Source organism: Mycobacterium sp. H4Y (assembly GCF_000364405.1).
Classification (GTDB): domain Bacteria; phylum Actinomycetota; class Actinomycetes; order Mycobacteriales; family Mycobacteriaceae; genus Mycobacterium; species Mycobacterium intracellulare.
Genome location: NZ_AKIG01000001.1, coordinates 2,182,394 through 2,206,883, shown reverse-complemented (window position 1 = coordinate 2,206,883; position 24,490 = coordinate 2,182,394). Strand labels below are relative to the sequence as shown.

Sequence of the window (24,490 nt, the reverse complement as noted above, 5' to 3'; positions counted from 1 at the left end):
CGTAGGCTCCGCCGGAAAACGCCATGCTGCGCGAATCGGCTCTGACATCTTCCGGAGCCGGTGTATTAGGCCGACGCGGATTCGTATGAGTCAGCCAGGTCGCCGTGGGCCGGATGTCCGCGGTGTTGAGGCACAGTTGAAGTGTGTGCGTGGCCCAGACCTCAACGGGCGCAAGCTCAATGGTGCCGGCTTGGCAGCTTCACCTTGGCGAGCTTGTTGTAGAGGGTCGCAGCTCCTAGCACCGACACGTGCCTGGTGGTGGATCGGGGTCCTGTGCGAATAGTCGCAAGCGGAAGATGGCCGTTGGTTGCCGACTGGTCAGCAAGCCGACGGACCTAGTCTGAGAGCGCGGCTACATCAGCGATCTGGGGAGCATTTCCCAGACGGCACCGGCTGCGATTCCGAGCCCCAGACTAAGGCCCGCCGCCACTATCGCGGTGCGTGCGGACCATTTCTCCGCCGTGACGACGCCGTCTCTCACGCCTTCGGCAGGCCGCTGGAACGACGGGATGATCCAGCGCAGATAGTAGAAGAGACTAACCACGGAGTTGACGAAGACAACCACGGCGAGCCACGCCTGGCCACCGTCCCACGCCGCCGTCGCCGTCGTGAGCTTGCCGATGAAGACCGCCGTCGGCGGAGTTCCGACCAGGCCGAGCAGCGCGACCACCAGCGCCCCGGCCAGCCAGGGCCGAACGTAAGCCAGACCCCGGTAGGAGTCGAGCTGGCGTCGGTCCGGTAGCGCCGTGCTCACCGCGAATGCCGCGCTGTTGGTGAGCGTGTAGCCGGCGAGATAGAACAGCAGCGAGGGGAGCGCGAGCCCGGTGCGGCCGGCGACGACGATCGGAACCAGCAGGTAGCCGACCTGGCTGATCGTCGACCAGCCCAGCAACCGCCGAGGATCGTGTTGCCAGTAGGCGGCGAGGTTGCCCAACGTCATGCTTGCGACGGCGAGCACGGCGACCAGCAACGGCCAGGCAGTCTTTCCGGGCAGCACCTCGACCAGGCGGTACAGCGCGGTCAACGCACCGATCTTCGGCACGGTGGTCAAGAACATGGCGGCGGTCCCGTTCGCCCCTTGTGCCGCATCGGGAATCCAGAAATGCGCGGGCACACCGCCGGCTTCGAACATCAGGCCCGCGACGACACCGAGCAGTCCTGCGGCGACAGCGGCGGGCGGCGCACCGCCAAGACCGGCCGCCAGGCCGTCGTAGCGGGTGCTGCCGGAAATCCCGTACAGAACGGTCACGCCGAGCATCAGGACGATCCCGAATAGTGCGCCTATCAGGTAGGCCTTCATCGTCGCCTCGGCGCCCTTCGCGGAGCGCACCAGCCCGATCAGCCCATAGAGCGGAATGCCGGCCAGCAGATATCCGGTTATCAGCACGAGCAGATCGTCGGCTCCGGCCAGGACCATAACTCCGGCGGTGCAAAACAGCAGCAGTGCGTACGTTTCGCTTTCGCGGACCGAGCCGGCGATTTCACCGGCGGCCACAGCGAGCACCAACAGCGTCCCGACCATGACCACGATCCGCGCCACGCCCGTGGCGGTGTCGGCGGCGAAGGTGCCGTCAAAAGCGGTCCGATCCGGACCGGCCATCCCGACCACCGCGACGGCGATGGCACCGCACAGCGCGGCGGCGGCGACTCCTCGGGCCCACCACTGCCGGCGCCGGGCCAGGAACGATCCGCTGATCAGCACCACCAGCCCGCCGCCGAACACCAGCATCTCGGGCAGCATCAGCAGCGGCCGCATCCCCGTCTCCACGTCCGGCTACCGCCCGACCAGCCCGACGAGCGCGTGAGCGGCGGGTTCGATCAGATCGAGCAACGGCCGCGGAAACACGCCTATGGCGACGGATAAGGCGAGAAGCATTCCGACAGAACACGTTTCGGAATAACGGAGGTCGGCAAATCCCACCGAGTGTCCGCGCGTCTCGCCCGTGAAGATGCGCTGCAGCGCGAGCAGAAACAGCGCCGCGGTGACCAGAATGCCGGGCAGCGCGACGGCGGTGATCGGTGCGGCGGCGATACTGCCGGTGAAGATCTGGAATTCGGCGATGAAGCCGGAGAAGCCCGGCAAGCCCAGGGAGGCGAATGCGCCGACGGCGAAGAGCCAAGCCAGTTTCGGGGCCGGCCCGGCGAGCCCTCCGAAGGTGTTCATGTCGTATGTCCCAGCGCGCTCGTAAAACACGCCGGCGATCAAAAACAGCGCACCGGTGATCAAACCGTGGCTGACCATCTGGGTGACGGCGCCCGTGACCGCAACCCCGCGAGCCTGGGCGGTGTCACCCGCGATCAGCCCGGCCGCACCGACCGCGAGCACGATGTAGCCCATATGGTTGACCGACGTGTAGGCGACCATCCGCTTGAAGTCGTTTTGGGCCAACGCCACCAGCGCGCCGTAGAGCACCGACACCACGCCGACGACGATGATCACCCACGCCCACGCGCGCCAGGCCTGCGGCAGCATCGGCATTGCTATCCGCACGAACCCGTAGGCGCCCATCTTCAGCAGCACCCCGGCGAGCACCGCCGAGCCGACCGCGGGGGCATCGGTGTGCGCCGGCGGCAGCCAGGTATGGAACGGGACGGTGGGAGTCTTGACTGCCAGTCCCAGCAGGATCGCCGCGAGAACCAAGCCGCCGGCGACGGGGCTGCCGCCCAGAGGTGTGCTGGCGGCCAGGGTCACCATGTCGAACGTGTGCGGCTGGGCCGCGATATACAGGCCGATGAAACCGACGAGCAGCGCCAGCGAACCCAGGAAGGTGTAGAGGAAAAACTTCAGCGCCGACCGGCCGGCGTCGCCATGGCCCCATCCGGCGATGACGAAATACATTGCCACGATGGACAAGTCGAAGAAAACGAAGAACAGGATCAGGTCGGCGGACACGAATAGACCCAGGCTCACCGTCTGCAGGAACAAAAACAGCGCGGCCAGCGGTTTAGGCCGGTCGCGGCCGCGCAGGCTGTAGAGGGCACAGGCCAGAAAGATCACCGCCGTCATGACGACCAGCGGCAACGATAGCCCGTCGACCCCTAGGTGGTAGCTGCTGTTGACCCCGGGTATCCACCGAGCCTTCTCCTCGAACGCCAGCGCACCAGGCCTCGGCGTCTGATACAGCGCCCACACCACCGCAGTCAGCGCCACATCGGCGGCTGTGACCGCAACCCAAATCCAGGTTGCCGCAGCACCGCCAAGCCGCGGCAGCGCCAGCAGCACCAGGGCCGCCGCCAGCGGCAGGAAAACGATCACACTGAGCACGCTCACCTCGCTACGACCAGGACCACGGCACCGAATGCCAGCACCACCACAGCCGCGAGGTAGTACTGGTGCAGCTGGCCGGTTTGCGGTCGGCGCGCCAATTCACCGAGCCCGCGCATCCAACCCGCGACCGCTTCCACCGCACCGTCGACCGCGCGAATGTCCGTGTGCGCCAAACGGTGCGCTGCCCGTAGCGAGTGGATGGCGGTTGCCTCCACGGCCCGGTCGAGCACCCGGTCGTCGAATCGCGCCAGGATGCGTGCGAGGCCGAATGTGGGCCGGACGACGAGGAGATGCGCGACCTGCTCCAGGCCGAGCCAGCCGCCTGCCCACCGGGGCTCGGGTACCCACCAGTGCGCCACCGCCGCGACGACGATGACCGCTAGCGCCGCCGAGCCCAGCAGCTCGAGCGCCGTCGCGGGTGGGCTCGCGGTGCCGCGCAGCGCCCGGGTAAGAGCCGAGCCGGCCGGCGGCAACGCCAACACTCCCGCCGCTGCGGCGCCGACCGCGAGGACGACGATAGGGGCCTGCTGGAAGGCGTTGGGGCCGAGGGCGTCTCGCGTGATGCCGGGGCTGCTGTCGGCAGCTTTGGTGCGCCACAGCACGGTTAGGACCTTTCCGGCATAGGCCGCCGAGAGAGCCGACGCGGCCAATCCCACGGCGTAGAGGGCGGGGGAGTAGTGCAGGGCTGCGGCCAGCACCGTGTCTTTGGTCGCCCATAGCGACAGCGGCGCAACGCCGGCCAGAGCCAGGGCGCCGACGGTGGCCGACCAGCCCAGGAGCCGCCACCGTCGCGCGACCCCCCAAAGGTCGTCGAGCTGCTTGGTGCCCAGTACCGACAACCAGGCGCCGGCCGCAAGGAACAATCCGGCCTTGGTGAAGGCGTGGGCGATCAGCTGCGCGGCGCCGCCGCCGACGGCGCCCACACCCGCGGCCATCACCACGAATCCGAGCTGCGCTGCGGTCGAGGCCGCCAGCAGCTGTTTGAGATCACGCTGCGCCACCGCGACCGCGCCCAACAGCAGCGCGGTTCCCCCACCTATCCATGCCGCAGCCGGCGCGGCCCACCCGGTGGCCGCGAGAAGCGGCTGCGTCCGCAGCAGCAGGTAGGCGCCCATGGCGACCATCGCGGCCGAGTGCAGTAGCGCGCTGACCGCGCTGGGACCCTCCATGGCCCGGGACAGCCAGAACGAGAACGGCAGCTGCGCGGCCTTGCCGAGCGCCGCGAGCAGCACCCCGAACGCGGTGACGTGCCGCCAGCCGCCGCTCGCGCCGGGCAGGTCGGCCAGCGCAAGCCCCGCGCCACCGGCCAGCGCAGCCGCCGCAGCCAGGTAGAGGCCGAGGTCGGCGGTGCGGGTGGTCAGGAAGGCGGTGAGCCCGGCCGACATTCGGTACTCGTCGCGCCACCTGAACCCGATCAGCGCATACGACGCCGCCCCCATCACCTCCCACGCCAACAGCAGCGCCGGCAACGTCGTTGCCGACGCGGTCACGACGACAGCCGAGGCGAATAACAGCATCAACCCGTGGAACCGGCCCGGCGCTTCCCGGATGTCCCCGGCGGCGAATACCAACACCAGCTGCGTCACCGCCGCCACCATCGGAACTACCACCGCGGCCAGCGCATCTATCCGTAACGCGAATTCCGCGCCGGCCATGAACGCCACGGCCAGTTCCGGGCGGGCGAAGCTCACGACTACCGACAGCACCAGCATGACAGCCGCTGTGGTCACCGAGATCGCCGCAGCGTACCGCTCGAACCGGCGGCCCAGCAGTAACGTCGCGCCGGCCACGGCCGGCGCGAGGATCAAAAACCACAACGAAAGCTGCGCCAATGTGCCCCCTGCCACGGTTAGCCGGACAGCTCGGCGGCCATGTCGGTCATGTCGGCCCGGTGGTCGCGGTGCAGCAGCGTCGCGACGGCGAAGCCCATTGCCATCTCCACGGTCATCGCCGCGATGATCACCAGCAGCAAAACCTGGCCGGTGGGCGCCGGCGCGAGGAACCACCAAAAGCCCGCGGCGGCAAGGATGATCGCGTTGATCATCAACTCGAGACCCATCATCACCATCACCACGACCTGCTGGGAGAGCGCACCGTAGAGTCCGACGCTGAACAACGCGGCCGCCACCAGCAGCACCGTGTCGAGGGTCATCGCCCGACACCTCCCGGCTGCGGGTCGCGGGCGGGACGTTGTTTCAAGTCATCGCCGAACCGGTCGTAACGGCTCCGCTTGGCCGCCAACACAATCGCGGCCACAATGGTGGCCACCATGATTGGGCTGATAACGGCCATCGCGAGCATCTTCGGTCCCATCAACTCCTCCCCGAGCGCCACGGTGACATCGCGTGGTGGTGCGCCGCGCCGCGATGGCCAGTCGACCAGCAGGATCCCGGTCGCCAGCAGAACGAAGGTACCCACGGCGGCGGTGAGGGCCCGGCGCTTGTCGTGCACCATGCTCATCGGCATCAGCGCCGGGTTCATGCCCATGAACATGACCATATAGACGGCCATCACCGCCATCTCCATCACCATCATCAAGATCGTCACCACGCCGATGTAGTTCTGCGCCAGCAGCAGCACCGCGACACCCACGGCGACGAACGACACCGCCAGCGCATACGTGGCGCGCGCCATCGAGGTCACCCGGAAGACCGCCGCACCCGCGAGCACGGCGATCGCCGCGCAGATCCAGAAGACGATATCGACGAGCATGTATCAGCTCCTCCAAGTAGCGATTATGGCCACGACCAGGTCTTGCACGAGGACGGCCGGCAGCAGGACCACCCAGCCGAGCTCCATGAACTTCTCCGGCCGAAAGACAGGAACCCGTCTACGCAGCCATACCAAAACCGTCAGCAGCGCAACGGTTTTGAGGAACACCCACAACCAAGGCGGTAGCAACGGTCCGTCGCCGCCGCCGAGGAACATCGGCACGGCGAACGCGGCACCGGCGACCAGCAGCGCGTACCGCCCGGCGTGGAACACTAGCCGGTCCACACCGGAGAGTTCCGTGGTCACGCCGCCGCCGACGTCGGCGCCAAGCGCCGGCGTGAACGGGCCCCATACCGAAAAGGCTGCTACCCCAAGACAATAGACGACAAACGCGATCGGCATCCACACCGCGAACCACAATTGCTGCTGGGCCGCGGCGACCGCGCCGACACGCAGGCTCTGGGCCGCAATGGCCGGAGCGACCAGCGCGAACATGAGCGGGAGCTCATAGCCCAAGCCGTGGGCCAGGAATCGGTAGCCGCCGATCAGCGAATGCGCCGAATTCGGACCCCAACCGGCGAGCCACACCAGCGCCCACACCATCACGTCCATCGCGTTGAACCACACGACGCCCACATCGAGATCGAACAGCGTCCACCGGCCCAGCGGCACCACGGTCACCATCAACATGGCGGCGACGATCAGACCCGTGGCGCCGACCCGCCACAGCAGCGTGTCCGCCGCGACGATGGTGCGCCGACGCTGCCGCATCAGACGCGCCACCTCCCACAGCGGGGTGGCCGCTCCGCCCGTGCGGACACCGTCGCCGCGGGCGGTCAGCACACCATCGAGGGAGGCGGCATAGAGGCCGAGTGCTCCGAGCAACCCGGCGGCGCCGAGCGCCCAGACGCCTGGCACCGTCGTAACCGTCGGGTCACCCATGAGGGATGCTCTCGTTTGCGCGCGCGGTGTCGATGCCGAGACTGGCGACTACCAGGCGGGCAGTGGCCACGTCCAAGCCGCGCACCACGGCCGGTAGCGCATCGCTTATCTTTGTCGAGTCAAGTTCAAATAGACTGGAACTTAAGGGTTCTCGCAAGAGAGTGCGCGCTTGACCGACTCGGGTGAGTAGCCGGTCGTAGGTATCGCCGGCAAGTGCCGCGGGCAGCTCATGACGGTCGAGACTTTCAGCGGTTAGCGGCGCGAGGTCACGTAACGACCAACGCAGCAATCTGGACTTTCCGAGCATCTTATGCAGGCCGTCGAGCAGCTCCCGCGCTCGATCGACGTCAGAGTCGCCCAACAACAGGTCCCTCGCCCGCCGCGCTATGACCGACGCCCGCCACCACCCCGACAACTCCAGCAGATCGACGACGTGGTCGCACTGTCGGGCAGCCGCCACCAATTCGGTGTGTTCCGGCGGGGCCTTATATCCGCTTTCATGGTCGTTATCGACGATCCATGCCTCGGCCTCGGCGAGGACGTCTCCCTGCAATGAGCACCGCAGCACTAACCCCGCCGGCCAGTGCGGGAGGACCGGGCCGAGACGCAAGTGCAGGACATCCATCTCGAGGCCATCGCGGTCCTCTCCGCCTTCGGCCAGAGCAATGCCGGCGGGTGCCATCTCCATGCCGCCGTGGTCCATGCCGTGGTGGCCACTGTGGTCCATCGCGCTGTGGTCCATGTCGCCGTGCTCCATCGCGCCGTGCTCCATCGCGTCGTGGTCCATGTTGTGGTGGTCCATGTCGCCGTGCTCGATCGCGCCGTGGTCCATGCCGTGGTGGCCACTGTGGTCCATTGCGCCGCGGTCCGTCCCGCCGTGATCCGTGCCGCCATGGGCTGTTCCGCCGTGGTGGCCCCTGTGGTCCGGGCCGGGCGATTGTGCGCGATCACGGGCATCGTCTCGTTGTCGCCCGGAATCGAGCAGCTCCGCGCCTGCGCGGTCCAGCGCTGAATCGATGGACTCCTTGTCAGTAATGTCGATGCGGACACGGGGGCCGGGCAGTTGGTCCCAGATCCTTTCGACGACTTCGCCCAACTCGGACCCGGGCATACCGCACACCGCTAGAACGTCAGCGTCCGCCGGGGACACCGCTGCACACCAGCCCCGAGCAGCGACACGGCGCTCCACAGCTGCGCGCAGAACCCAATTTCCTCGGACCTCGACGATCAGGACGTGGACCCGGCGGGTAGCGGCTCGGGTTAAGGCGACGGTCATACCCATCGCAGTGCGCCCTCCCGCCACGCCCACGCGACCGCGACGAACAACGCGGCCAAAAATAGGAACATCTCGACGATCGCGGTGGTGCCCATCTGTGCGACGACCACGGCCCATGGGTACATGAACAGCATCTCGACGTCGAAAGCGAGAAAGACCAGTGTCGCTGGATACCAGCGCACGTGATACCGGGACAGCGCGTGCTCCTCGGGCCGCCACCCCGACTGGAAGGGAAGCGACGTCAACGCGGCCGGCCGCACTGCCGTGAGCCGATGCAGGCCATACATCCCCGCGACGCCAGCTAGCGAGGCCAGCAGCGTCGAGGCCAGACCGGCATACATGGCTGCACTCCTTTCACCCGCGCAGGGCGCCGAGTCTTGTCCACGTCCGATATGCGGAGCAGACCAGACTATGGTCTACCACGCTTCGACGACCCAACGTGAACCGATTGCTGCCCTTAATTCTCGGCCGCGTCACCGCCGCAGGCGACCTACGCAGCCCGAAAGTTGACCCGTAATGGGTATGCGGCGCCAATCAGCTTGCGCGCCCGCTGATTCGGCTGACTCCCCGACGTCCAGGGTGGGTCCGGTCTGTCCGGGGTGGGCTGCGCGCCGCCCGTCAGCAGAGGTCAGCGCGTGGTGGCTGCCGGTCCGGGCGGTGTTGGTGGCTGCACTCTCATCACGAGGCATTCCGCGACGGCCTTGTCGGCGCCACGGGCGTCGACGGACAGATGTCGATACACGGTCTGCCAGGCACCTCGTCGGCCTGACGCAACCCCGCCTTGGTCAGGTCATCGAGCAACTACCCGCTGGGAGAGATAAGCGCCATGGCCGCAGCCTGATCCCGCTACGCGACTAGACCACCGCTCGCGCAGCCCTTTCGCATCCGCGCCGCATTCATGGCCGTGGCTAGGTTCGTCAATTGGACGCGGTTCGTCCCATGAATTCGATGGCACCCTCGATCCGAGGGTTCGTGTAGCCACGAACATGGTCGGCGCGGTGCTTCCGCATAGGTGTGATCAACGGCGTACGCCGCGTAGTCATGAGCCATCAGTCATGAAACATAACTAGTACGTTCGGGTTACGACGAGACCAACTCATCGAGGTCAGCCGGCGCGGGGTACCAAGCGGATCACCGGCAGTTGGCGGTCCGTCTTCTGTTGATACTGCGCGAAGCGGGGCGAGGCCGCGGTGATCTGTCGCCAAGCGTTTTCGCGCGTCGTGCCGTTGAGCTGCTCGGCGCTTACGGCTATCTCGCGACCGGCGACCTCGATATGAATCTCGTCGGGATGTGCGGCGATGTTGTAGTACCACGCCGGGTTTCTGGCCGCGCCGGCGGCTGAGGCCACGACGAGCCAGCCGTCATTGCCGCTGCGGAAATAGCCGACTGGAGTGCGACGTTGTGCTCCGGTCTTGCGGCCCACTGTCGTCAGGACCAATGCGTCCATGCCGCCCATGAACTTGCCGCTCTTTCGGATTCGGCTCATGGCCCAGTTGTTAAACCACCGCATCGCGCGACTTGCGCGCGGTTGGCGAGAGCCGCGGGTGCCGTTGGGGGTATCGAAGCTCATGTGACCTCCTGAGTGATCCAACCGAGTGCTTTTGCGGTCTATCCCGTTTCGGCGATCAAGGCCTTGGCATCCCGCAGGTCGGCGGTGTCAAACCCCTCCGAATACCAGTCGTAAACGGCTGCCAGAACCTTCACCGGGCGGTGCCGGTTGCCTTGCTTGTACCGGAGTCGGGTGATGCTCATTGCCGCTCGTAGCTCCCAGGACTTGGCCTGCTGACGGTGCGCAATGTCCATGGCCCGCCGAAAACATTCTTCCGCCTCGGCGGCGTTCGCAGCGTCCTGTTCGAGTAGTAGCTGACCTTTCTGCCGATACGCTTCGGCCGCGTAGAGATGCTCGTCGTTGTGCTGGACCCACCCCAGTGCCTCTTCTGCGGCACGCAGGCCATCGTCAACATTTCCGGCTCGTCCGTAGGCCTCGCCCAGCACGGTGTAGAACCACGGTAGGACGGCTTTAGCTCCGGTTGCGTGCCGCGCATCCAGCGCCTCGTGTATGTTCGCGATGCCTTCCATCGCATGTCCCTGCTGTGCCTCAGCCCACCCCCGGGGGAGCAGGCACCAGGTGCGATATGCCTCGAAGCCGTGCTCGATACATAGCGCCAACGCCTCCTCAGCGCGGGCCCGCGCAGCCTGAGGTTCTCGGAGCAACTGATACAGATGGGCGGAAAAGAGAAGTGTCTGCGCCTCGCTGAAGGGATGCGCCAGTCCGCGGGCGCGTGCCAGGGTTTCGTCCATACTGTGCACGGCTTGGTCCGGATACCCTAGAACCCACTTGGTGAGGGCTCGGATCCAACCGCAGCAGACTCCAGAGTCCTGTCCATAGCTGACCAGGCTCGCACGATGCTGCTCAGGATTGTAAATAGCCAGGCCTTCACGGCTGTGGTCTAGCGCTTCTTTCAAGTCGCCCTGCCACCACGCGGTATTGGCCAGCATCCGGTGGCCCGCCGCAAGTACGAGCGGGTCTCGCTGCCGGCGCGCCAGCTCGAGGTAATCCGCGGCCAGTTCCCGTGCCGGTGGCATCTGGCCCTGCGCGATACGCGCATACCAGTACCCCCACAAGGCAGCGAACAGTTCCGGTGTGCTGCCCCCTTGACGGGCCAGCTCACAGGCCCGGGTGTAGACGTGACCCACCGCCTGTTGGCCCTGCGTGGCGCCCAGCGCAGCGCCCAGCATGATCTGCAAGCCGAGCTCCTGTTGCGCGCGTTCCGGCGTCTCGGGCATGGTGCCCAGGACTTCCAAGCCGCGCGTCACATGGGCAACCGCCTCCCGGTTGGCGGAGCGCTGAAGTGCTCGCTGCCCCGCGGCTTGCCAGTAGGGGACGGCCTTGGCGGTCAAGCCGGCTTCGCCGTAGTGGTGGGCGAGCAGTTCCGGCTCCGTTGCGACGGTCTCGCGGAACCGAGATTCGAGTACTTCGGCGATGCGTAGGTGATGGCGCTGACGGGTGCTCTTCAACAGTGACTCGTAGGCCGTGTCCTGGATAAGGGCGTGTTTGAAGCGGTAGGTCGCTTGTGGCGGCAAACCCTGTTGGTAGAGAAACTCGGCGGTTACCAGCTGCTGCAGTCCCTGCTTCAGCGGGCCGTCGTCCCACGAGGCGACTGCTTTCAGCAGCGGATACGTGAATTCGCGCCCCACGGTGGCACACAGCTGCGCCAGACCCCTGACCGCCGACAAGCGGTCCAAGCGTGCCATCAGCGAGTCATGCAGCGTGCTGGGAATCGCCAGCGGCGGGAGCCGGCTCGTCAGCGCGTACCGGTCTTCTTCCTCCCGCAGAAGGCCGGATTCAAGGACCATCTTGGTGAGCTCTTCAACGAACAGCGGCACACCGTCGGTCTTGGCGACCACCTGCCGCACAACCTCCGCCGGCAGTTGCTTGCCCTGCGTAACGTGGCCAACCAACTCGAGCACCTCATCGGGTGGAAGGCGAGAAAGAGTCAGCTCGGTGACACCTGAGCGGGCCGGCCATGGCGGCGTGAAGTCCGGGCGATAGGTGAAAAGAGCCATCACGCGGACGGTGGAAAGCTCCTCGACGAGAAGACCGAGCAGTTCCAGCGTGGTGGGATCAACCAATGCAGGTCCTCAATGACGAATAAGACTGGTTGCTGAGCTGCTCGCTGCATCACGACATCTATCAGCGCACGCAGCGTCCGTTGCTTCTGCTGTTCGGGGGATATGTCGAGCGACGCGTAGTCATCAGTCAGCGGAATGGAAAGCAGGGAGGCGAACAGCGGCACGGTCTCCGCCAAAGGCCGACCGTTTTGGACCAGAAACCCTTCCAGCTTGCGCAGTTTCTGCTCCGGCGACTCCTGACGTTCGAACCGCAGCACGATGCGCTCGAGTAGGTCGATCACCGGATACAGCGCCGAGTGTTGATGGTACGGCGAACTCTGGCCTGGGATGAGCCACGCGTCGCCTTCGGCGGCAATTTCGGTAAGTGCCCGTACCAGTCGGGACTTGCCGATCCCGGCCTCGCCGCTCAGCAGCACTACTTGCCCTTGCCCGTCGAGTACTTGGGTCCACCGGTCTAGCAGCAGCGCCACTTCGCGTTCGCGCCCGACCAGGGGGGTCAAACCGCCCATGCCGAGCGCTTCCAGGCGCGTGCGGGCGCTGCTCTCCGACAGCACCCGGTACAGCTGGAGCGGTTGTGCGACGCCTTTGAGCGTTGGGGTTCCTAACGATTCACAGGCAAACAGGCCTCCCAGAAGCTGATGGGTTGCGGCGCTGATTACCAGTGTGTTTGGAGCGGCAACGCCTTGCAGGCGGGCGGCAATGTTGGGTGTTTCGCCCAACGCCAGCTCTTCGCGGCGCGCGTCGCCCCCGAGCGCGCCCACCACGACCAGCCCGGTATGGCACCCCAAGCGAACATCGAGTGACAACCCGCGCTTATCGACCAGACCCGTGTTGAGCTGCGCTATGGCCTCCACGATTCCCAAGCCGGCGCGAACGGCTCGGTGCGCGTCGTCCTCATGGGCTCGGGGGAAGCCGAAATAAACAAGCAGGCCATCGCCGAGAAATGCGCCGATATGCCCGTCATAGCGGGCGATGACCTTTTCGCAAGTGTCTTGATAGATCTGCACCACCTCGCTGAAGTCCTCGGGGTCGAGCCGCCCGGCGAGCGGAGTGGAGTCAACGAGGTCACAGAACAGCACCGTCAGGTGCCGACGTTCTGCGAATTGTGCCGAAGTATTTTCTGGCTCAGTGATTTTGGCGGTCGTCCGCGGCGGGCTGGTCCAGGCCAAGCCGAGTCCATCCTCAGTCACGGCGTCAGAATGTGCGTAGAGCAGCTCCTCCTTGAGTGCGTCGAGATCATCATCGCCGAGATCGAACTGGCGCCTGAGCGCGCGGTAGGAGACCCGGCCTCGACTGCGAAGTAAGTCAAACGCCTGATCAACGACCGCGTAAAAATCCATGACAATCCCGCCTTCGGCATAGTCTCCTACGCCCCGAGACATTGCGATCGACAAACCCGTCTCAGGAGTTTCAATCCGAGTGGGGCCGTCCCCGTTTTTTCCGGTGGTGAACCGACTCGTCTCTTCCACTAGGGCACCTTTGGCTTGACTTCCTCGATGACCCACTGCGCGTAGTCGAGGTAAGCATTGACGTCCTTGACCGGCGGGATCGGCACCCCGGTCATCGTTACTCCCAGCTCGGCGAACCAGCCGAGTTGGTCGATGATTTCCTCTGCGCTCATGCCGGGTTGTTGTGTGGGGTCGTCGATGGCAACGTGTCCTTCGCCGACTTGCGAGCTGCCCAGTCCGTACAGCACTTCGAACGGCCGTCCGTCGTACGTTGGCTGAGATTTGATGAAGTCGATCTTCGCGGGAATGTCCGCCGGACTCGTCAGCCACGGGAACCAACCTGATGCGTATCGGGCCGCGCGCTTGAGCATCGGCTCGGCGTCCCCGCCGATCCAGATCGGCAGATGCGGCTTCTGAACCGGCTTTGGCTCGAACGCAACGTCTTTGAAGGATACGTACTTGCCCTCGAACCCGGGCGAATCGCTCGTCCACAGTTCAACGATGGCGGCAAGGTATTCGTCGGCCATGCGTCCGCGCTCGTGGAATGGCACGCCGAGAATCTTGAATTCCTCTGCGTCCCAACCGACGCCGAACGTGACTGTGATGCGCCCGCCGCTCATCCAGTCTGCCGTCGACAACGCCTTGGCCATGATGACTGGGTGTTGCAGCGGCAGCAGCGTCACGCACGAGTTGACCCGGATGCGTTGTGTGGCGCCGGCAATGCACGCCTGCGCGACCGTCGAGTGAAAGTAGTGGGGTCCTGACAGCTCCACGTGTGCGTTCGGGACGATGAAGTGTTCCGGGATCGGGATCATGTCGTAGCCGAGGTCCTCGGCACGTTTGGCCATGACGATCTGATCCGGACCGGTCACGTCGAGCTCGAAGGGCTGCGTGAGTGCTTTGACGCGGACGGTGTTTGGCATTGCAAAGGAAAATTTCATGGGGCACCGTGCCTTTCGATAACCGACACGGCATGGGGAGTACCCAGCCGGCCGGCCTTCTTGACCGGGATATGCCCGGCCTCGACCATCCAGCGGATGGTGTCTCCGAGGGTCTCTTCCCCCGGTCGGAAGCACAAACCCGACTTCGCCACAAAGCGGCTCGAGTCCGCGGGTGGCCACAGGGTGTTGATCGCCATTGATTCGGCTGAGATCTGCGTCTCAAACGGCACCAGCTTCTTGGCGCGATCCGCGGTGGTGCCTATCGCGCGTATTAGCCGCGGCGAGACGCGTGGACTGAAGATGCGCCGCCCAAGCAGCGCTTCGAGGCGCTCGCGTAGCTGGTCCCACGCATAAAAGTGGCCGCCGATGATGTAGCGCGCGTCCTCGAAGGCACGGCTGGGTGGATGCGCTAACAGCCATTGGTGTGCCTGCGCCAGGTCGCGCACATCGACACACTGGAAACCCGTTGTACTTCGCGGCAGCATCTGCCCGACGAAGGTTGCCAGCGCGCGGTTGGCTGCACTGAGCTTGGGATCATCGGGCCCGACGACGGCGACCGGATACGTGATCTGCACCGGCAAGCCGCGCTGCTGCAGCTCGCGGACATACTCTTCGCTATCGCGCTTGGATCGCGAATACGCCTCGGACACATCGGCCAGCGGCGTTGATTCGTCGACGCGGGCGGCTCCGGGATGAAACAACGCGGCGACGCTGGAGACATACAGCATCTTGCCGATGCCGAGCGCGTGTGCGGCGCCGAGCACCGCCCTCGTCGCGCCGACGTTGGTGTCGTAGGTTTCCCGGCCCTTACGCGGGTCCAGCGACACGGATGCCGCGGCGTGAAACACGGCATCGCAGCCGGCCATCGCGTGCTGCACGGCTGCCTGATCGGTGATGTCGACGGTGACGAAGCGCTCGATGTGCTGACCGCGAGACTCGAACCAGCGCCGCGCCCTTGGTTCGTCGCGTACCAGCAAGCGCATCTCGTGGCCCGCATCGAGCAGCGCCAGTACGGTGTGAGCGCCAACTAAACCGGTCGCGCCTGTGGCGAAGACCCTCATTCGCCACCGACCCGCACCTCCACCACGGTGAACAGCTATTTGAGCCATTCCGCCCCCAACGTCACCCACTGCCTGGTGCAACATGCCAGCACCCAACCACTCTCGGCTGCGCAATTCCTCATCCAAATGGGTGAGGTCAGTTGCGCGTTGACACGAGCAGACTCGAACCGGCGAATCGAGGACGTGCGATGGGCGCGTCGATGAGTTCCCGCGCCTAGAGGCGATCCATTTCACGGGCCATGCAGGAGTACTCAAGGAATGCGTAGTGTCTCGGGCAGTCGTGACGCACTGGGCGGGCATCTCGCCGCGAGCTCGCAACCATGCGGCGAATGGACGTCAAGAGAACCGAGGCTGTCCCGGTCCAGCGGCGTACCGTCGGCTTCGCCCGCACAACCACCGCCGTGCCGAACATGACCTCCTGCTCGGTAATCAAGACTGGCGTACGAGATGCGCCCTCAACGGTGGGCTCACGATGCCGTGCACCGGTATCGGTGTCTGGTGTTGCGGTCATTTCCACGCCCCTCACGGCCGAGATTGATTGCTGATGAGGTGCCGCCCCTCGATCTCGACTGGGCGGTCTTGTCGTAGCTGTGATATCGGCGGCGCGCATGTGATTCCTCCGTTCGTGTCATCGTGGGAACAGTTCGACACTTGTGCTGGCTCACGTTCCGTTACTGGGAATAGTGGATCGCGCTGGACCAATCGACATGAGTGGTGCACTACTCACATTTCGCAGCATGACGGCGTGGTACCACGCATACGCGATCTCGCGCCGGGGTCTTGTCCGCTCGCCCGAGACGACGAGAATCAAGTGTGGCTTCGTGCCGGGAAATGGAGTGGGAGACGGCGATGGCTGACAGCCAGATGCGGGCACTCGTGGACCGCCACATGAGTGCCGAAGGTCAAGGAGATATCGACGGCGCGGTAGCGGTGTACACCGACGACATCGAGCATGATGTAGTCGGATTCCCCAATGGCCCCACTCGCGGTAAGGACGGGGCCCGCGGCTTTTATGCCTACCTCACCGCCAACTTCCGCAGCGAAAGCTGGAACATTTTGCACCGGTACGTGGCCGGCGACGCGATGATCCTCGAAATGCTCATGACGGGCACCGTGATCGGATCGTTGCTCGGGCTTCCGGGCAACGGGCGGCGCATCAGTTTTCGGATGTTGCATGTCTTCGAGTTCCGCGACGGGCTGATTAGCCGCGAGAATGTATGGCTGGACACGGCCGCGGTGGTTAGTCAGTTGGATTGACGCGCTGTCGCCATGGCGTTGCCCGGGCGCGAGAACTAGATGGTCCCGGCACGCTGCGCGTCGAACGAGCAGCCGGAGGCACGACTCAGTGACGACAGGCAGTTCCGCGTGCCCGACAGCTAAAGATGAGTAGCCCACTACTTACGTGCCTTCGCGAGACCGAAACAACGATGGCCTCATGGCTTGCAACCGCTACGGCCAGCCGACTTGTCCCCGCCTGAGAGGCCATCATGACCGTCGACACGATGCCTACGCCCGTTTGCCCGAACGTCTTCGAGGCGGGGCTGCCCATCTTGGCCTACGAGCAGGTGCCCAATCCTGAGGAGGCGCACCGGCTCATCGCGCAAGCCCGCGCTCGGGCGCCGATCGCCATGGGCACCCACGGGCCCGAAGTCTTGAGCTACGAACTTGTGCGCTCGGTGCTACGCGATTCACGATTCCGCGTACCACAAGGGATGTTCCTTGCCGCACAAGGCATTACCTCCGGCCCAATATGGGACCGCGTCGCCACCAACCTGATCAGTCTCGACGGCGCCGAACACCACCGGCTACGCCGCCTGGTGTCAAAGGCCTTCACACCCCGAGCCACCGCACGGCTGCGCACGACGATCCACGACGTCATCACCGAACTCGTGGACCGGCACACGGCTCACGGGCGATGCGAGGTGGTCGCCGACATCGCACGCCAATACCCGATCCCCATCATCTGTGCGCTGCTCGGCGCGCCAGCCGAGGACTGGCAACTGTTCTCCGACTGGACCGACGACATCTTCAAGGTCTTCGGCTGGAACGTGGCTGGCCAAACTCCCTCGATCCTCACGGCCTGGGAGGCGCTAGACGCCTACATCGATGACATGGTCGCCGACCGACGGCACACATTGACAGACGACCTGATCTCCGAGCTGATCCGCGCCGAAGACGACGGCGATCGCCTGGGCACGGACGAGCTGCGCATGCTCGTCGCCGGCCTGCTGATGGCCGGCACCGACACCACCCGCAATCAGCTCGCCGCCGCGGTCCACGTGCTGTGCGATCATCCCGAGCAGTGGGCACTGCTCGGACAGCGGCCCGAGCTGGCAGGCAATGCCGTCGAGGAGATCATGCGGCATTCCCCGGTGGCGTTCGCGATGCTGCGCACCGCCATCGATGACGTCGAATTCGCCGGTGTCATAATGCCGGCCGGCACCCTGGTCCTCGCGAATATGGCTGCGGCTAACCGGGATCCCGCCGTGTACGACGATCCCGACCGCCTCGACATTACCCGCGACGGCGCCCCGGCGATGCAGACGTTCGGCGCGGGCATGCACTACTGCCTCGGTTCGCACCTCGCGCGCCTTGAGCTCGCCGAAGCCCTCACCGTCATGACGCAACGCATGCACAACCCGCGCCGCACCGGACCGGCCCCGTGGAAGCCGCTGACCGCGCTCAGCGGCCCGACCACCCTACCTATCGAATTCGACACCGGAGATTGAGCATCGGCCAGCGCGGCGAACGGATCCACCAGCGGCGCCAACGCGGGACATACGACCGTTGGCCTCAATCTCGGCGGTTTCATGGAGTGAGTGCGAGCACAAGACCAACGAGTTCGGCTTGGCGGTGGGTGTCGGTCTTGTCGAAGGCGTGTTGTAGGTGGGTGCGAACCGTCTCATACGACACGGACAATTCGTCGGCGATTTGTTTCAGACCTGCACCGCGGGTGAGCCGCAGCGCGACTTCGGCTTCGCCCTCGGTGAGGCGGTAGAATCGGCGCAACAGCCTTGTGGCGGAATCAGTTTCGCGTTCTGGATCCTTGATCAGGACCAACGCCGATGGCTCCGCTACCCTTTCATTAGTTTTGGTGCGATGCAGCGGGATCACCTGAATCACATAGGGACGCAGGCCCGATGGGCGCCTACAGATCAAGGAGCTTCCGCCACGAACCCCTGAATCGCCGCCGATCAGCGCACGATGCAGCGCGCGGTGCAGCTCCCGCTGGGTCTGAATAATTGCTGACCCGAGGCGTCCCGATTCGACGCGCAGTCCGTCGTGGCCGCGCAGAACTTCTTCGGCAGTGGAATTGAGACTGATCACCCGGCAATCTGTTCCGACGATGATGAGACCGTCGCGGATCGCGTCGAGCGCTCCCGAGAGGTCAGCGCTGCGCGCTCGGGCAGCTTCGAGTTGGTTGTGCGTGCGCACGGCCTGCTGCAGATGGACCACCAAGCCGCGCATTACCTTCGTGCGTTCGGGCGTGTCGAGCGACGCCTTCGGTGAGATCACCAGGAAACAGGTCGGGTGCGGACCCTCGGTGAGCCGGACGAATAACCCGTCCTCCATGCCGTTAGGGCGCATCCAGTCGTTGTAGAACTCGGGGTTTCGATTCGGAACAACGATTTCCGGTCCGGTCCGCACCACGCCGACCGGACTTTTGTCCACCGCAGCGAGCACATAGTCCAATCGCTGGTAATGCGTCGCATAGCTTTCGAAGGCGGCCACGGGAATCGTTGAAGCCTGGAACGACCAGAGCGACCAGGGTGTAGCGTCGCGCCTCAACAGCGAACCGCCTGTCGCGCCAAGCGCGCGCTGAATGTCGCGGATGGCCGCGTCCCACTGCTCGGGCGCGGCGGCCGCGGCGTAGATGTCGGCTACGAGGCGCGAGAAGTCCTCGACCGTGACCGTCGCCCGGCGCCGGATTCGCTCAGTCATCGGCTTAGCGCGAGTAGTAGACGGACGAGCTCAGCTTGGCGGTGGGTGTCAGTTTTGTCGAAGACGTGTTGCAGATGGGTGCGAACCGTCGTCACCGAGACCGACAACTCCTGTGCAATTTGCTTGAGGTTCGCGCCGTGCATCACGTGTAGGGCAACCTGGGCTTCCGCTTCGGTGAGCTGGTAGAGCCGGCGCAACAACGCTGCGGCGGGTTCGGGTTCGTCCTCTGGGTCGATAATCAGCACCAGGGCCGTTGGCTGCCGGAGTGGCTCATCGGCATTGCGGCGGTGCGAGGGCAGCACGTGAATGACGTAGGGCCGCTCGCCCGAGCGCCGAATGCAGCTGAGCGACCGGCCTGTGCGAATGGCGGACCGCTCACCGACAAGGGCATCGTTAATAGCCCGATGCAGCTCTTGTTCGACGTGCGCGGTTGTTGCGGCGATGCGTCCTGACCGTATGCAGAGCCCGTCTTCCGAACGAAGAATCCGTTCGGCGGCCGAATTCAGGTTTATCACCAGATGCTCGCCCGCGACGATGAGTATCCCGTGCCGGACAACCTCTAGCGCGCCTGCCAGCTCAACCGCGCTGTTGGTCAGCGCCGCTAGTTTCTCCTGCGTGCGCAGCGCCTGTCGCAAGTGTGGCACCAACCCGCTCATTAACTTCATACGCTCAGACGTGTCGAACGACTCGGTGCGCCTCGGCGCCGCCACGATCAAACACGAGGGGCGTTGTCCACTGGTCAGGCCCACGAACAGGCCGTCTTTGAGTTCGTTCGGTCGCAGCCAGTCGTTGTAGAACTCCGAGTTCGTCCGCGGCGCAATCAGCTCTGTCCCGGTGCGCACCGCGCCGACTGGACTGTTTCCCACCCCAGCGAGCACATAATCCAGGCGGTAGTAATGCTCGGCATAGGACTTACCGACGTCAGCCGGCGCAGTCGTGGCCTGGATCGACCACACTCCGTCCACGGCTTCACTGAGCGTGCCCACCGTCCCGCCTAGGCTGCGGCAAACTTCGTCGAGGGCCGGCTCCCAGTGCCGGGGAGTGACCGCGGCGGCGTAGATGCCGGAGACTAGGCGCGAGAAGTCCTCGACCGTGACCATTGACCGGCCCCTGATTCGCAGGCTGGTATCCGCATGGGCAGCTTCCTAGGTGTGAATCCTATGAAGAGAAGAGTAGCTGGATCTCACCCATTTGCATGAGGCATTGGGCGAGTCATGGTGCTTGTGTTCAGGCATGCTCACGCGGGCGGGTGTTATGTCGTCCGCTGCAGCGCCTGTCGTAGCTGCGGCTGATCGGCCGCGCCGCCCGGATGAGGGCAGCCACCGACGGGGTAGGGCGGCGCCAGCGATTACTGAAATGAGACGGCATGGTGGGTGCCGGGACGATCAAGGACCGGTGCGCCTGAGGTGGCCGCTGACGGGCCGCGCCGAGGAGATGCGGCTCATCGAGGCCGTGCTGTGGGATCCGGATCCTTGCGGGATGGTCATTCATGGGTCTGCCGGTATCGGCAAGAGCCGGATCGCCCGCGAAGCGCTGTCGTTTGCGGCATCAAAAGGATGCGAAACCCATTGGGCCGTGGCGACATCGTCGTCGCAAAAAATCCCGCTGGGCGCCTTCGCTCATTGGGCCGGATCGGCCGTGGGTGACACGCTACAACTGGTAGGCAGCGTGATCGAATCGCTGATAGCGGCATCGGGCGGGAGCCAAGTGGTGATCGGCGTTGACGACGTCAGTTTGCTCGATGACGCGTCGACTTTTGTGTTGCATCAGATCGTCCAGCGCCGCGCGGCCAAGCTCATCCTGACGTTGCGGGACGGGGAACCGATCAGCGCGGGGACGCGTGAGCTGTGGAAGGTTGCCCAATTCGGACGGCTCGATCTGCGGCCATTGTCACCTGAGGAAACGACCGAGCTGCTATTGGCGACCCTGGGTGGACGTTTGGATCCAGACGCTGTCCGCCGCTTATGGAACCTGACCTGCGGCAACGTTTTGTACCTGCGCAACATCGTGGAGCAGGAGATCGCCGATGGCCGGCTCGTCGAGCAGCACGGTCGTTGGTGCTGGGTCGGCGACCCGGTCGTGCCGCCCGATTTGGCTGAACTGATCGAATCGCGCATCGGTGCCCTGCCGGCACCGGTGAACGATGTAGTCGATGTGCTGGCGGTCGGCGAGCCGATCGAGCTGGGGTCGCTTACGCGTATCACCGATCCCGCGGCTGTCGAGGAGGCCGACGTGCGCGGCCTCCTCACGCTGGACCAGGTCGACGGTCGTGTCGAGGTGCGGGTGGCGCATCCGCTGTATGCCGAGGTGCGTAAGCGGCGTGCGGCACCCACCAGGCTGCGCCGGTTGCGGGGATTGGTCGCGGCTGAACTCGCCACTGCCGGCCGCGCCGACGTGCGGGCGGTGGTGCGGCGAGCGGTGTTGAGCCTCGACTCCGACCTTGAGCCGGACGCCGACCTTCTGACCAGAGCTGCTCCGGGGGCGGTGTGGCTGATGGATCTGCCCCTGGCCGATCGGCTCGCCGATGCGGCCATCCGCGCTGGCGGGGGCCCGGAAGCGAATTTCCTGCGCGCGTATGTCTTATCGTCGCTGAGCCGAGGCGAGGAGGCCGACGCGGTACTCGCGGACATGCCCACTAGCGAATTGGCCGACGGCGAGCGTGCCAGGCTCGCCAATCTGCGGGCCACCAACAGGCTGTTCACCCTCGCGGATCCCCAAGGGGCAAAAAGGCTGATTGACGACGCGACGCGCGCGATACCGGCGCAGGCGCGCAGCTGCATCAACGCCTTTCTCACCGTGTACTGGGCGGCGATGGGCAGGCCCTACGCCGCCCGCGAAGCGTCGAAAGGTGTTGTGCTGGAACAGCTATCCGATGTGGCCGCGCGCTTTATAGCGTGGGCTAGAACTGTTGCCGCAGGGGACGCCGGTCGCACCAGCGAAGCCGCGGTCGCCGCGAACACCGGATACCCCGTGGCGGTGCGTGGCTTCGTCATCATCACTGACGCGCACGTCGGCGCTCTGTTGCTGGCTGGTCAGATACCGGAAGCCCGGGCAGCGGCCGAGTGGCTGCGCCAACGGGCGTCCAACGTTTCAGGCCCGGGCCACCTACAGAGTGCTCCCGTCGCGGCTCGCGCCGCTCTTGGCGCGGGCCGCCTCGATGCCGCATGCGCGCTTCTTGAACCCGTCATCGACACGTTGGCGGCGTCCGGCGAGCGCAACGGATGGGTGTACCGCTGCCAGATCCCACACACGATCGCGCTCGCCATGCGCGGATCAACCGGTGATGCCGTCGCCGCACTTGCCCGGCTTGAGCAGCAGCGGCATCCGGGTTGGCGCTACCTCGACTACGAGTACGAGCTGGCTCGCGCGTGGGTGGCCGCCTGCCAGGGCGCTGTCAGCAATGCAATCGCGATGACGCTCTCGGCGGCCGGGATCGCCAGCGCCAATGGGCAATTCGCTGCCGAAGTGATGTGTCTGCAGACCGCGGTGCAGTTTGGTGACGATTCCAGTGCGCCGCGCTTACGCGAGCTCGAAACGATCGTGGAAGGACCACGCGCCGGTGTTGCGGCCCGATTCGCTGAGGCTCTTCATGTCGGGGATGCGGCTGTATTAGCGTGGGTGTCGCAGGAATTCGAGCGCATGGGTGATCGGGTTGCGGCGATGGACGCGACCGCCCACGCAGCTATCGCATATCGCCGACAGGACAAACGCGGGTCGGCGTTGGCATGCTCGACGCGCGCCGAGGCGTTCGCGCAGCAGTGCGGCGGCGCCAGCACACCGGCGCTTCGGCAGGCCGCCGAGCGGGTGCCGGTGACCGGTCGCGAACGAGAAATCGTGATGCTCCTCGGTGAAGGGTTGTCTAACCGTGAGATCGCTGCGAGACTGACGCTGTCGGTCCGTACCGTCGAGAACCACATCTACAATGCGATGGGCAAAACCGGCACGGCCAGCCGCGACGACCTCGCCGCTCTGATGCGTCCACGCATCGCCAAGCCCCGGTAACGACGTCAGCGCGAGGCGCTCGCAGAACGGGCATTGCGATGGATGCAATCGTGGACGGTCGGCTGCTGCGTTCCGTCCAAATCCGTAGACCGTTCAGCTGGATACCAGGCACGAGATGCCTTCATACTGTCGAGGAAAGACGGCGCCGAATTCACAGGCATAGCAAAGGCGGGCTGCTCAATATGCCTGGTACCGCGCAGGCGGGTCGCGCTGCAGCGCCCAGGGGCGCCCGGAGCACTGATCTGGTACATGACCGATCGATCATTACCGTCAACGAAAATGCCGGCGCGGCATCGAATCTGAAAGCACTATCTGCTCCCACCGAAGCCGCGGCCACCTTGGGCCAGCTAGAGCGATAACCGCAACGGCGTTGTAGTCGCCAGCGCGTCTGTCGCCCGCCTATTGACCGGCGAGCGCGAGATCCTCGGGACCGGCAGCTGCCGCTGTATCGAAGCCGTCACTCCAGTCGGCCGTGTCCTTTGCCGGGCTTGTGTTACATTGTGGCGTTCATGTCGATGTGGCTCAACCCTCCAAAGGCATGATGCAGCAACAGCTTTCGAGTTCAATACCCCCCCCTGGGGAAGTGCTCGGTATCGATCGACAATACGCAAGTCGTGATTTTGCGTTACCTGTGCGATCGAGCTGCGGCTGAGGACGTACTAGGCCCAGCTGGATCCAACGGCGCTGTCGGTGGAGGCCATGTTGGCCCCGGCGGTTTGGACTTTTTGCCCATGGGCGTTGGCCTGCTCGTAGATGACCTGGAAGTTGCGGCCCAACTGGGTGATGAACTCTTGGCAGGCCACCGAACCCGCACCGCCCCAAAAGTCCCCGGCGGCAAGCACATCGCGGATGATGGCCTGATGCTCGGCCTCCAAGGAAGCGGCCTGGGCGCGGATCAGGGCGCCGTGGGCGTCGACGTCGCCGAATTGGTAGTTGATGCTCATCGTCGGTTCTCCTAACTGCCTAGCATCTGCTGTGAGGCTTGCTCTTGCTGTTCGTAGTTGTTGGCGTCGCGGATCAGGCCGTCGCGCACCCCGTGCAGCATGGTGACGATGTTGCGGAACGCGGTGTTCGTTTGGCCCATGGTGTCGTAGGACGCGGCCTGAGCGGTCCCGCTCCATCCGGCACCGGCAATGTTCAGCGAGGACGCCCACATCTTGCGAGCTTCATCTTCGACGGTTTGGGCGTGCACATCGAAACGGCCTGCCATGGATCGCATCTCGTTCGGATCGGTCATAAAGCGTGTAGTCATTGGAGTGTTTCCT

General features: G+C 65.1%; 20 protein-coding genes. 3 read left to right on the top strand and 17 right to left on the bottom strand.

Translation table 11 applies throughout. The features are described 5' to 3' along the window. Window positions 1-352: 352 nt before the first annotated feature. The 13 genes from W7U_RS09725 to W7U_RS09670 form a co-directional block, all read right to left on the bottom strand. A complete protein-coding gene (locus W7U_RS09725; RefSeq protein WP_008257434.1) occupies window positions 353-1,756 on the bottom strand; it encodes an NADH-quinone oxidoreductase subunit N in 1,404 nt (467 codons plus the stop codon). An 18-nt stretch (window positions 1,757-1,774) separates the two neighbouring features. Further along, window positions 1,775-3,265, bottom strand: coding sequence for an NADH-quinone oxidoreductase subunit M (locus W7U_RS09720; RefSeq protein ID WP_008257432.1), 1,491 nt, complete (start codon window positions 3,263-3,265; stop codon window positions 1,775-1,777). A 2-nt stretch (window positions 3,266-3,267) separates the two neighbouring features. Next, on the bottom strand, window positions 3,268-5,100 hold the full coding sequence (locus W7U_RS09715) for a proton-conducting transporter membrane subunit (RefSeq protein ID WP_008257430.1): 1,833 nt from the start codon (window positions 5,098-5,100) through the stop codon (window positions 3,268-3,270). A 17-nt stretch (window positions 5,101-5,117) separates the two neighbouring features. Further along, on the bottom strand, window positions 5,118-5,420 hold the full coding sequence (locus W7U_RS09710) for an NADH-quinone oxidoreductase subunit K (protein WP_008257429.1): 303 nt from the start codon (window positions 5,418-5,420) through the stop codon (window positions 5,118-5,120). Further along, on the bottom strand, window positions 5,417-5,980 hold the full coding sequence (locus tag W7U_RS09705; protein WP_008257421.1) for an NADH-quinone oxidoreductase subunit J: 564 nt from the start codon (window positions 5,978-5,980) through the stop codon (window positions 5,417-5,419). Before W7U_RS09705 ends, W7U_RS09710 begins: the two co-directional genes overlap by 4 nt. A 3-nt stretch (window positions 5,981-5,983) precedes the next feature. Then, window positions 5,984-6,922 carry a complex I subunit 1 family protein gene (locus tag W7U_RS09700; protein WP_008257418.1) on the bottom strand — a complete coding sequence of 313 codons (939 nt, stop codon included), beginning with the start codon at window positions 6,920-6,922 and terminating at the stop codon, window positions 5,984-5,986. Next, a complete protein-coding gene (locus tag W7U_RS09695; RefSeq protein ID WP_008257417.1) occupies window positions 6,915-8,033 on the bottom strand; it encodes a hypothetical protein in 1,119 nt (372 codons plus the stop codon). The genes W7U_RS09700 and W7U_RS09695 overlap by 8 nt, the downstream gene beginning before the upstream one ends. A gap of 161 nt (window positions 8,034-8,194) precedes the next feature. Further along, on the bottom strand, window positions 8,195-8,539 hold the full coding sequence (locus W7U_RS09690) for an NADH-quinone oxidoreductase subunit A (protein WP_008257416.1): 345 nt from the start codon (window positions 8,537-8,539) through the stop codon (window positions 8,195-8,197). 764 nt (window positions 8,540-9,303) lie between these two features. Then, entirely contained in the window at window positions 9,304-9,684 is a 381-nt protein-coding gene (locus W7U_RS09685; RefSeq protein WP_008257415.1) for a nitroreductase/quinone reductase family protein, read from the bottom strand. A gap of 122 nt (window positions 9,685-9,806) precedes the next feature. Next, window positions 9,807-11,831: a hypothetical protein gene (locus W7U_RS25030; RefSeq protein WP_139016037.1), complete on the bottom strand. Its 2,025-nt coding sequence runs from the start codon at window positions 11,829-11,831 to the stop codon at window positions 9,807-9,809. Further along, window positions 11,765-13,300 (bottom strand): adenylate/guanylate cyclase domain-containing protein, encoded by a 1,536-nt coding sequence (locus W7U_RS25025; RefSeq protein ID WP_139016036.1) that lies wholly within the window; start codon window positions 13,298-13,300, stop codon window positions 11,765-11,767. The genes W7U_RS25030 and W7U_RS25025 overlap by 67 nt, the downstream gene beginning before the upstream one ends. Continuing rightward, a complete protein-coding gene (locus W7U_RS09675; protein ID WP_008257414.1) occupies window positions 13,300-14,220 on the bottom strand; it encodes a TIGR03619 family F420-dependent LLM class oxidoreductase in 921 nt (306 codons plus the stop codon). The genes W7U_RS25025 and W7U_RS09675 overlap by 1 nt, the downstream gene beginning before the upstream one ends. Beyond that, window positions 14,217-15,281: an NAD-dependent epimerase/dehydratase family protein gene (locus W7U_RS09670; protein WP_008257412.1), complete on the bottom strand. Its 1,065-nt coding sequence runs from the start codon at window positions 15,279-15,281 to the stop codon at window positions 14,217-14,219. Before W7U_RS09670 ends, W7U_RS09675 begins: the two co-directional genes overlap by 4 nt. 849 nt (window positions 15,282-16,130) lie before the next feature. Between W7U_RS09670 and W7U_RS09665 the strand changes: the two genes are divergently transcribed. After that, window positions 16,131-16,538: a nuclear transport factor 2 family protein gene (locus W7U_RS09665; RefSeq protein WP_225325687.1), complete on the top strand. Its 408-nt coding sequence runs from the start codon at window positions 16,131-16,133 to the stop codon at window positions 16,536-16,538. Window positions 16,539-16,783: 245 nt separating this feature from the next. Further along, a complete protein-coding gene (locus W7U_RS09660; RefSeq protein ID WP_033717547.1) occupies window positions 16,784-18,010 on the top strand; it encodes a cytochrome P450 in 1,227 nt (408 codons plus the stop codon). A 79-nt stretch (window positions 18,011-18,089) separates the two neighbouring features. Here the strand turns inward: W7U_RS09660 and W7U_RS09655 are convergent, their stop codons facing one another. After that, window positions 18,090-19,223 carry a helix-turn-helix transcriptional regulator gene (locus W7U_RS09655; protein WP_008257409.1) on the bottom strand — a complete coding sequence of 378 codons (1,134 nt, stop codon included), beginning with the start codon at window positions 19,221-19,223 and terminating at the stop codon, window positions 18,090-18,092. Then, complete coding sequence (locus tag W7U_RS09650; protein ID WP_008257408.1) at window positions 19,220-20,323, bottom strand: helix-turn-helix transcriptional regulator; 1,104 nt, start codon at window positions 20,321-20,323, stop codon at window positions 19,220-19,222. The genes W7U_RS09655 and W7U_RS09650 overlap by 4 nt, the downstream gene beginning before the upstream one ends. A gap of 334 nt (window positions 20,324-20,657) precedes the next feature. On the opposite strand from W7U_RS09650, the gene W7U_RS09645 reads away from it, so the two are divergent. After that, window positions 20,658-23,225: a LuxR family transcriptional regulator gene (locus W7U_RS09645; protein WP_225325686.1), complete on the top strand. Its 2,568-nt coding sequence runs from the start codon at window positions 20,658-20,660 to the stop codon at window positions 23,223-23,225. Between the two features lie 659 nt (window positions 23,226-23,884). Here W7U_RS09645 and W7U_RS09640 read toward each other — a convergent pair. Both W7U_RS09640 and W7U_RS09635 read right to left on the bottom strand, forming a co-directional pair. Continuing rightward, complete coding sequence (locus W7U_RS09640) at window positions 23,885-24,169, bottom strand: WXG100 family type VII secretion target (protein WP_008257405.1); 285 nt, start codon at window positions 24,167-24,169, stop codon at window positions 23,885-23,887. Window positions 24,170-24,180: 11 nt separating this feature from the next. Further along, window positions 24,181-24,477 (bottom strand): WXG100 family type VII secretion target, encoded by a 297-nt coding sequence (locus tag W7U_RS09635; protein ID WP_008257404.1) that lies wholly within the window; start codon window positions 24,475-24,477, stop codon window positions 24,181-24,183. Window positions 24,478-24,490: the final 13 nt, after the last annotated feature.

Bases quoted from the DNA above. Each gene is read 5' to 3' on its own strand.
- W7U_RS09725 (WP_008257434.1), bottom strand. From the start codon at position 1,756: ATGCGGCCGCTGCTGATGCTGCCCGAGATGCTGGTGTTCGGCGGCGGG.
- W7U_RS09710 (WP_008257429.1), bottom strand. From the start codon at position 5,420: ATGACCCTCGACACGGTGCTGCTGGTGGCGGCCGCGTTGTTCAGCGTC.
- W7U_RS09705 (WP_008257421.1), bottom strand. From the start codon at position 5,980: ATGCTCGTCGATATCGTCTTCTGGATCTGCGCGGCGATCGCCGTGCTC.
- W7U_RS09700 (WP_008257418.1), bottom strand. From the start codon at position 6,922: ATGGGTGACCCGACGGTTACGACGGTGCCAGGCGTCTGGGCGCTCGGC.
- W7U_RS09695 (WP_008257417.1), bottom strand. From the start codon at position 8,033: ATGCCCGGGTCCGAGTTGGGCGAAGTCGTCGAAAGGATCTGGGACCAA.
- W7U_RS09690 (WP_008257416.1), bottom strand. From the start codon at position 8,539: ATGTATGCCGGTCTGGCCTCGACGCTGCTGGCCTCGCTAGCTGGCGTC.
- W7U_RS09685 (WP_008257415.1), bottom strand. From the start codon at position 9,684: ATGAGCCGAATCCGAAAGAGCGGCAAGTTCATGGGCGGCATGGACGCA.
- W7U_RS09675 (WP_008257414.1), bottom strand. From the start codon at position 14,220: ATGAAATTTTCCTTTGCAATGCCAAACACCGTCCGCGTCAAAGCACTC.
- W7U_RS09670 (WP_008257412.1), bottom strand. From the start codon at position 15,281: ATGAGGGTCTTCGCCACAGGCGCGACCGGTTTAGTTGGCGCTCACACC.
- W7U_RS09665 (WP_225325687.1), top strand. From the start codon at position 16,131: ATGGCTGACAGCCAGATGCGGGCACTCGTGGACCGCCACATGAGTGCC.
- W7U_RS09660 (WP_033717547.1), top strand. From the start codon at position 16,784: ATGCCTACGCCCGTTTGCCCGAACGTCTTCGAGGCGGGGCTGCCCATC.
- W7U_RS09655 (WP_008257409.1), bottom strand. From the start codon at position 19,223: ATGACTGAGCGAATCCGGCGCCGGGCGACGGTCACGGTCGAGGACTTC.
- W7U_RS09650 (WP_008257408.1), bottom strand. From the start codon at position 20,323: ATGGTCACGGTCGAGGACTTCTCGCGCCTAGTCTCCGGCATCTACGCC.
- W7U_RS09645 (WP_225325686.1), top strand. From the start codon at position 20,658: ATGCGGCTCATCGAGGCCGTGCTGTGGGATCCGGATCCTTGCGGGATG.
- W7U_RS09640 (WP_008257405.1), bottom strand. From the start codon at position 24,169: ATGAGCATCAACTACCAATTCGGCGACGTCGACGCCCACGGCGCCCTG.
- W7U_RS09635 (WP_008257404.1), bottom strand. From the start codon at position 24,477: ATGACTACACGCTTTATGACCGATCCGAACGAGATGCGATCCATGGCA.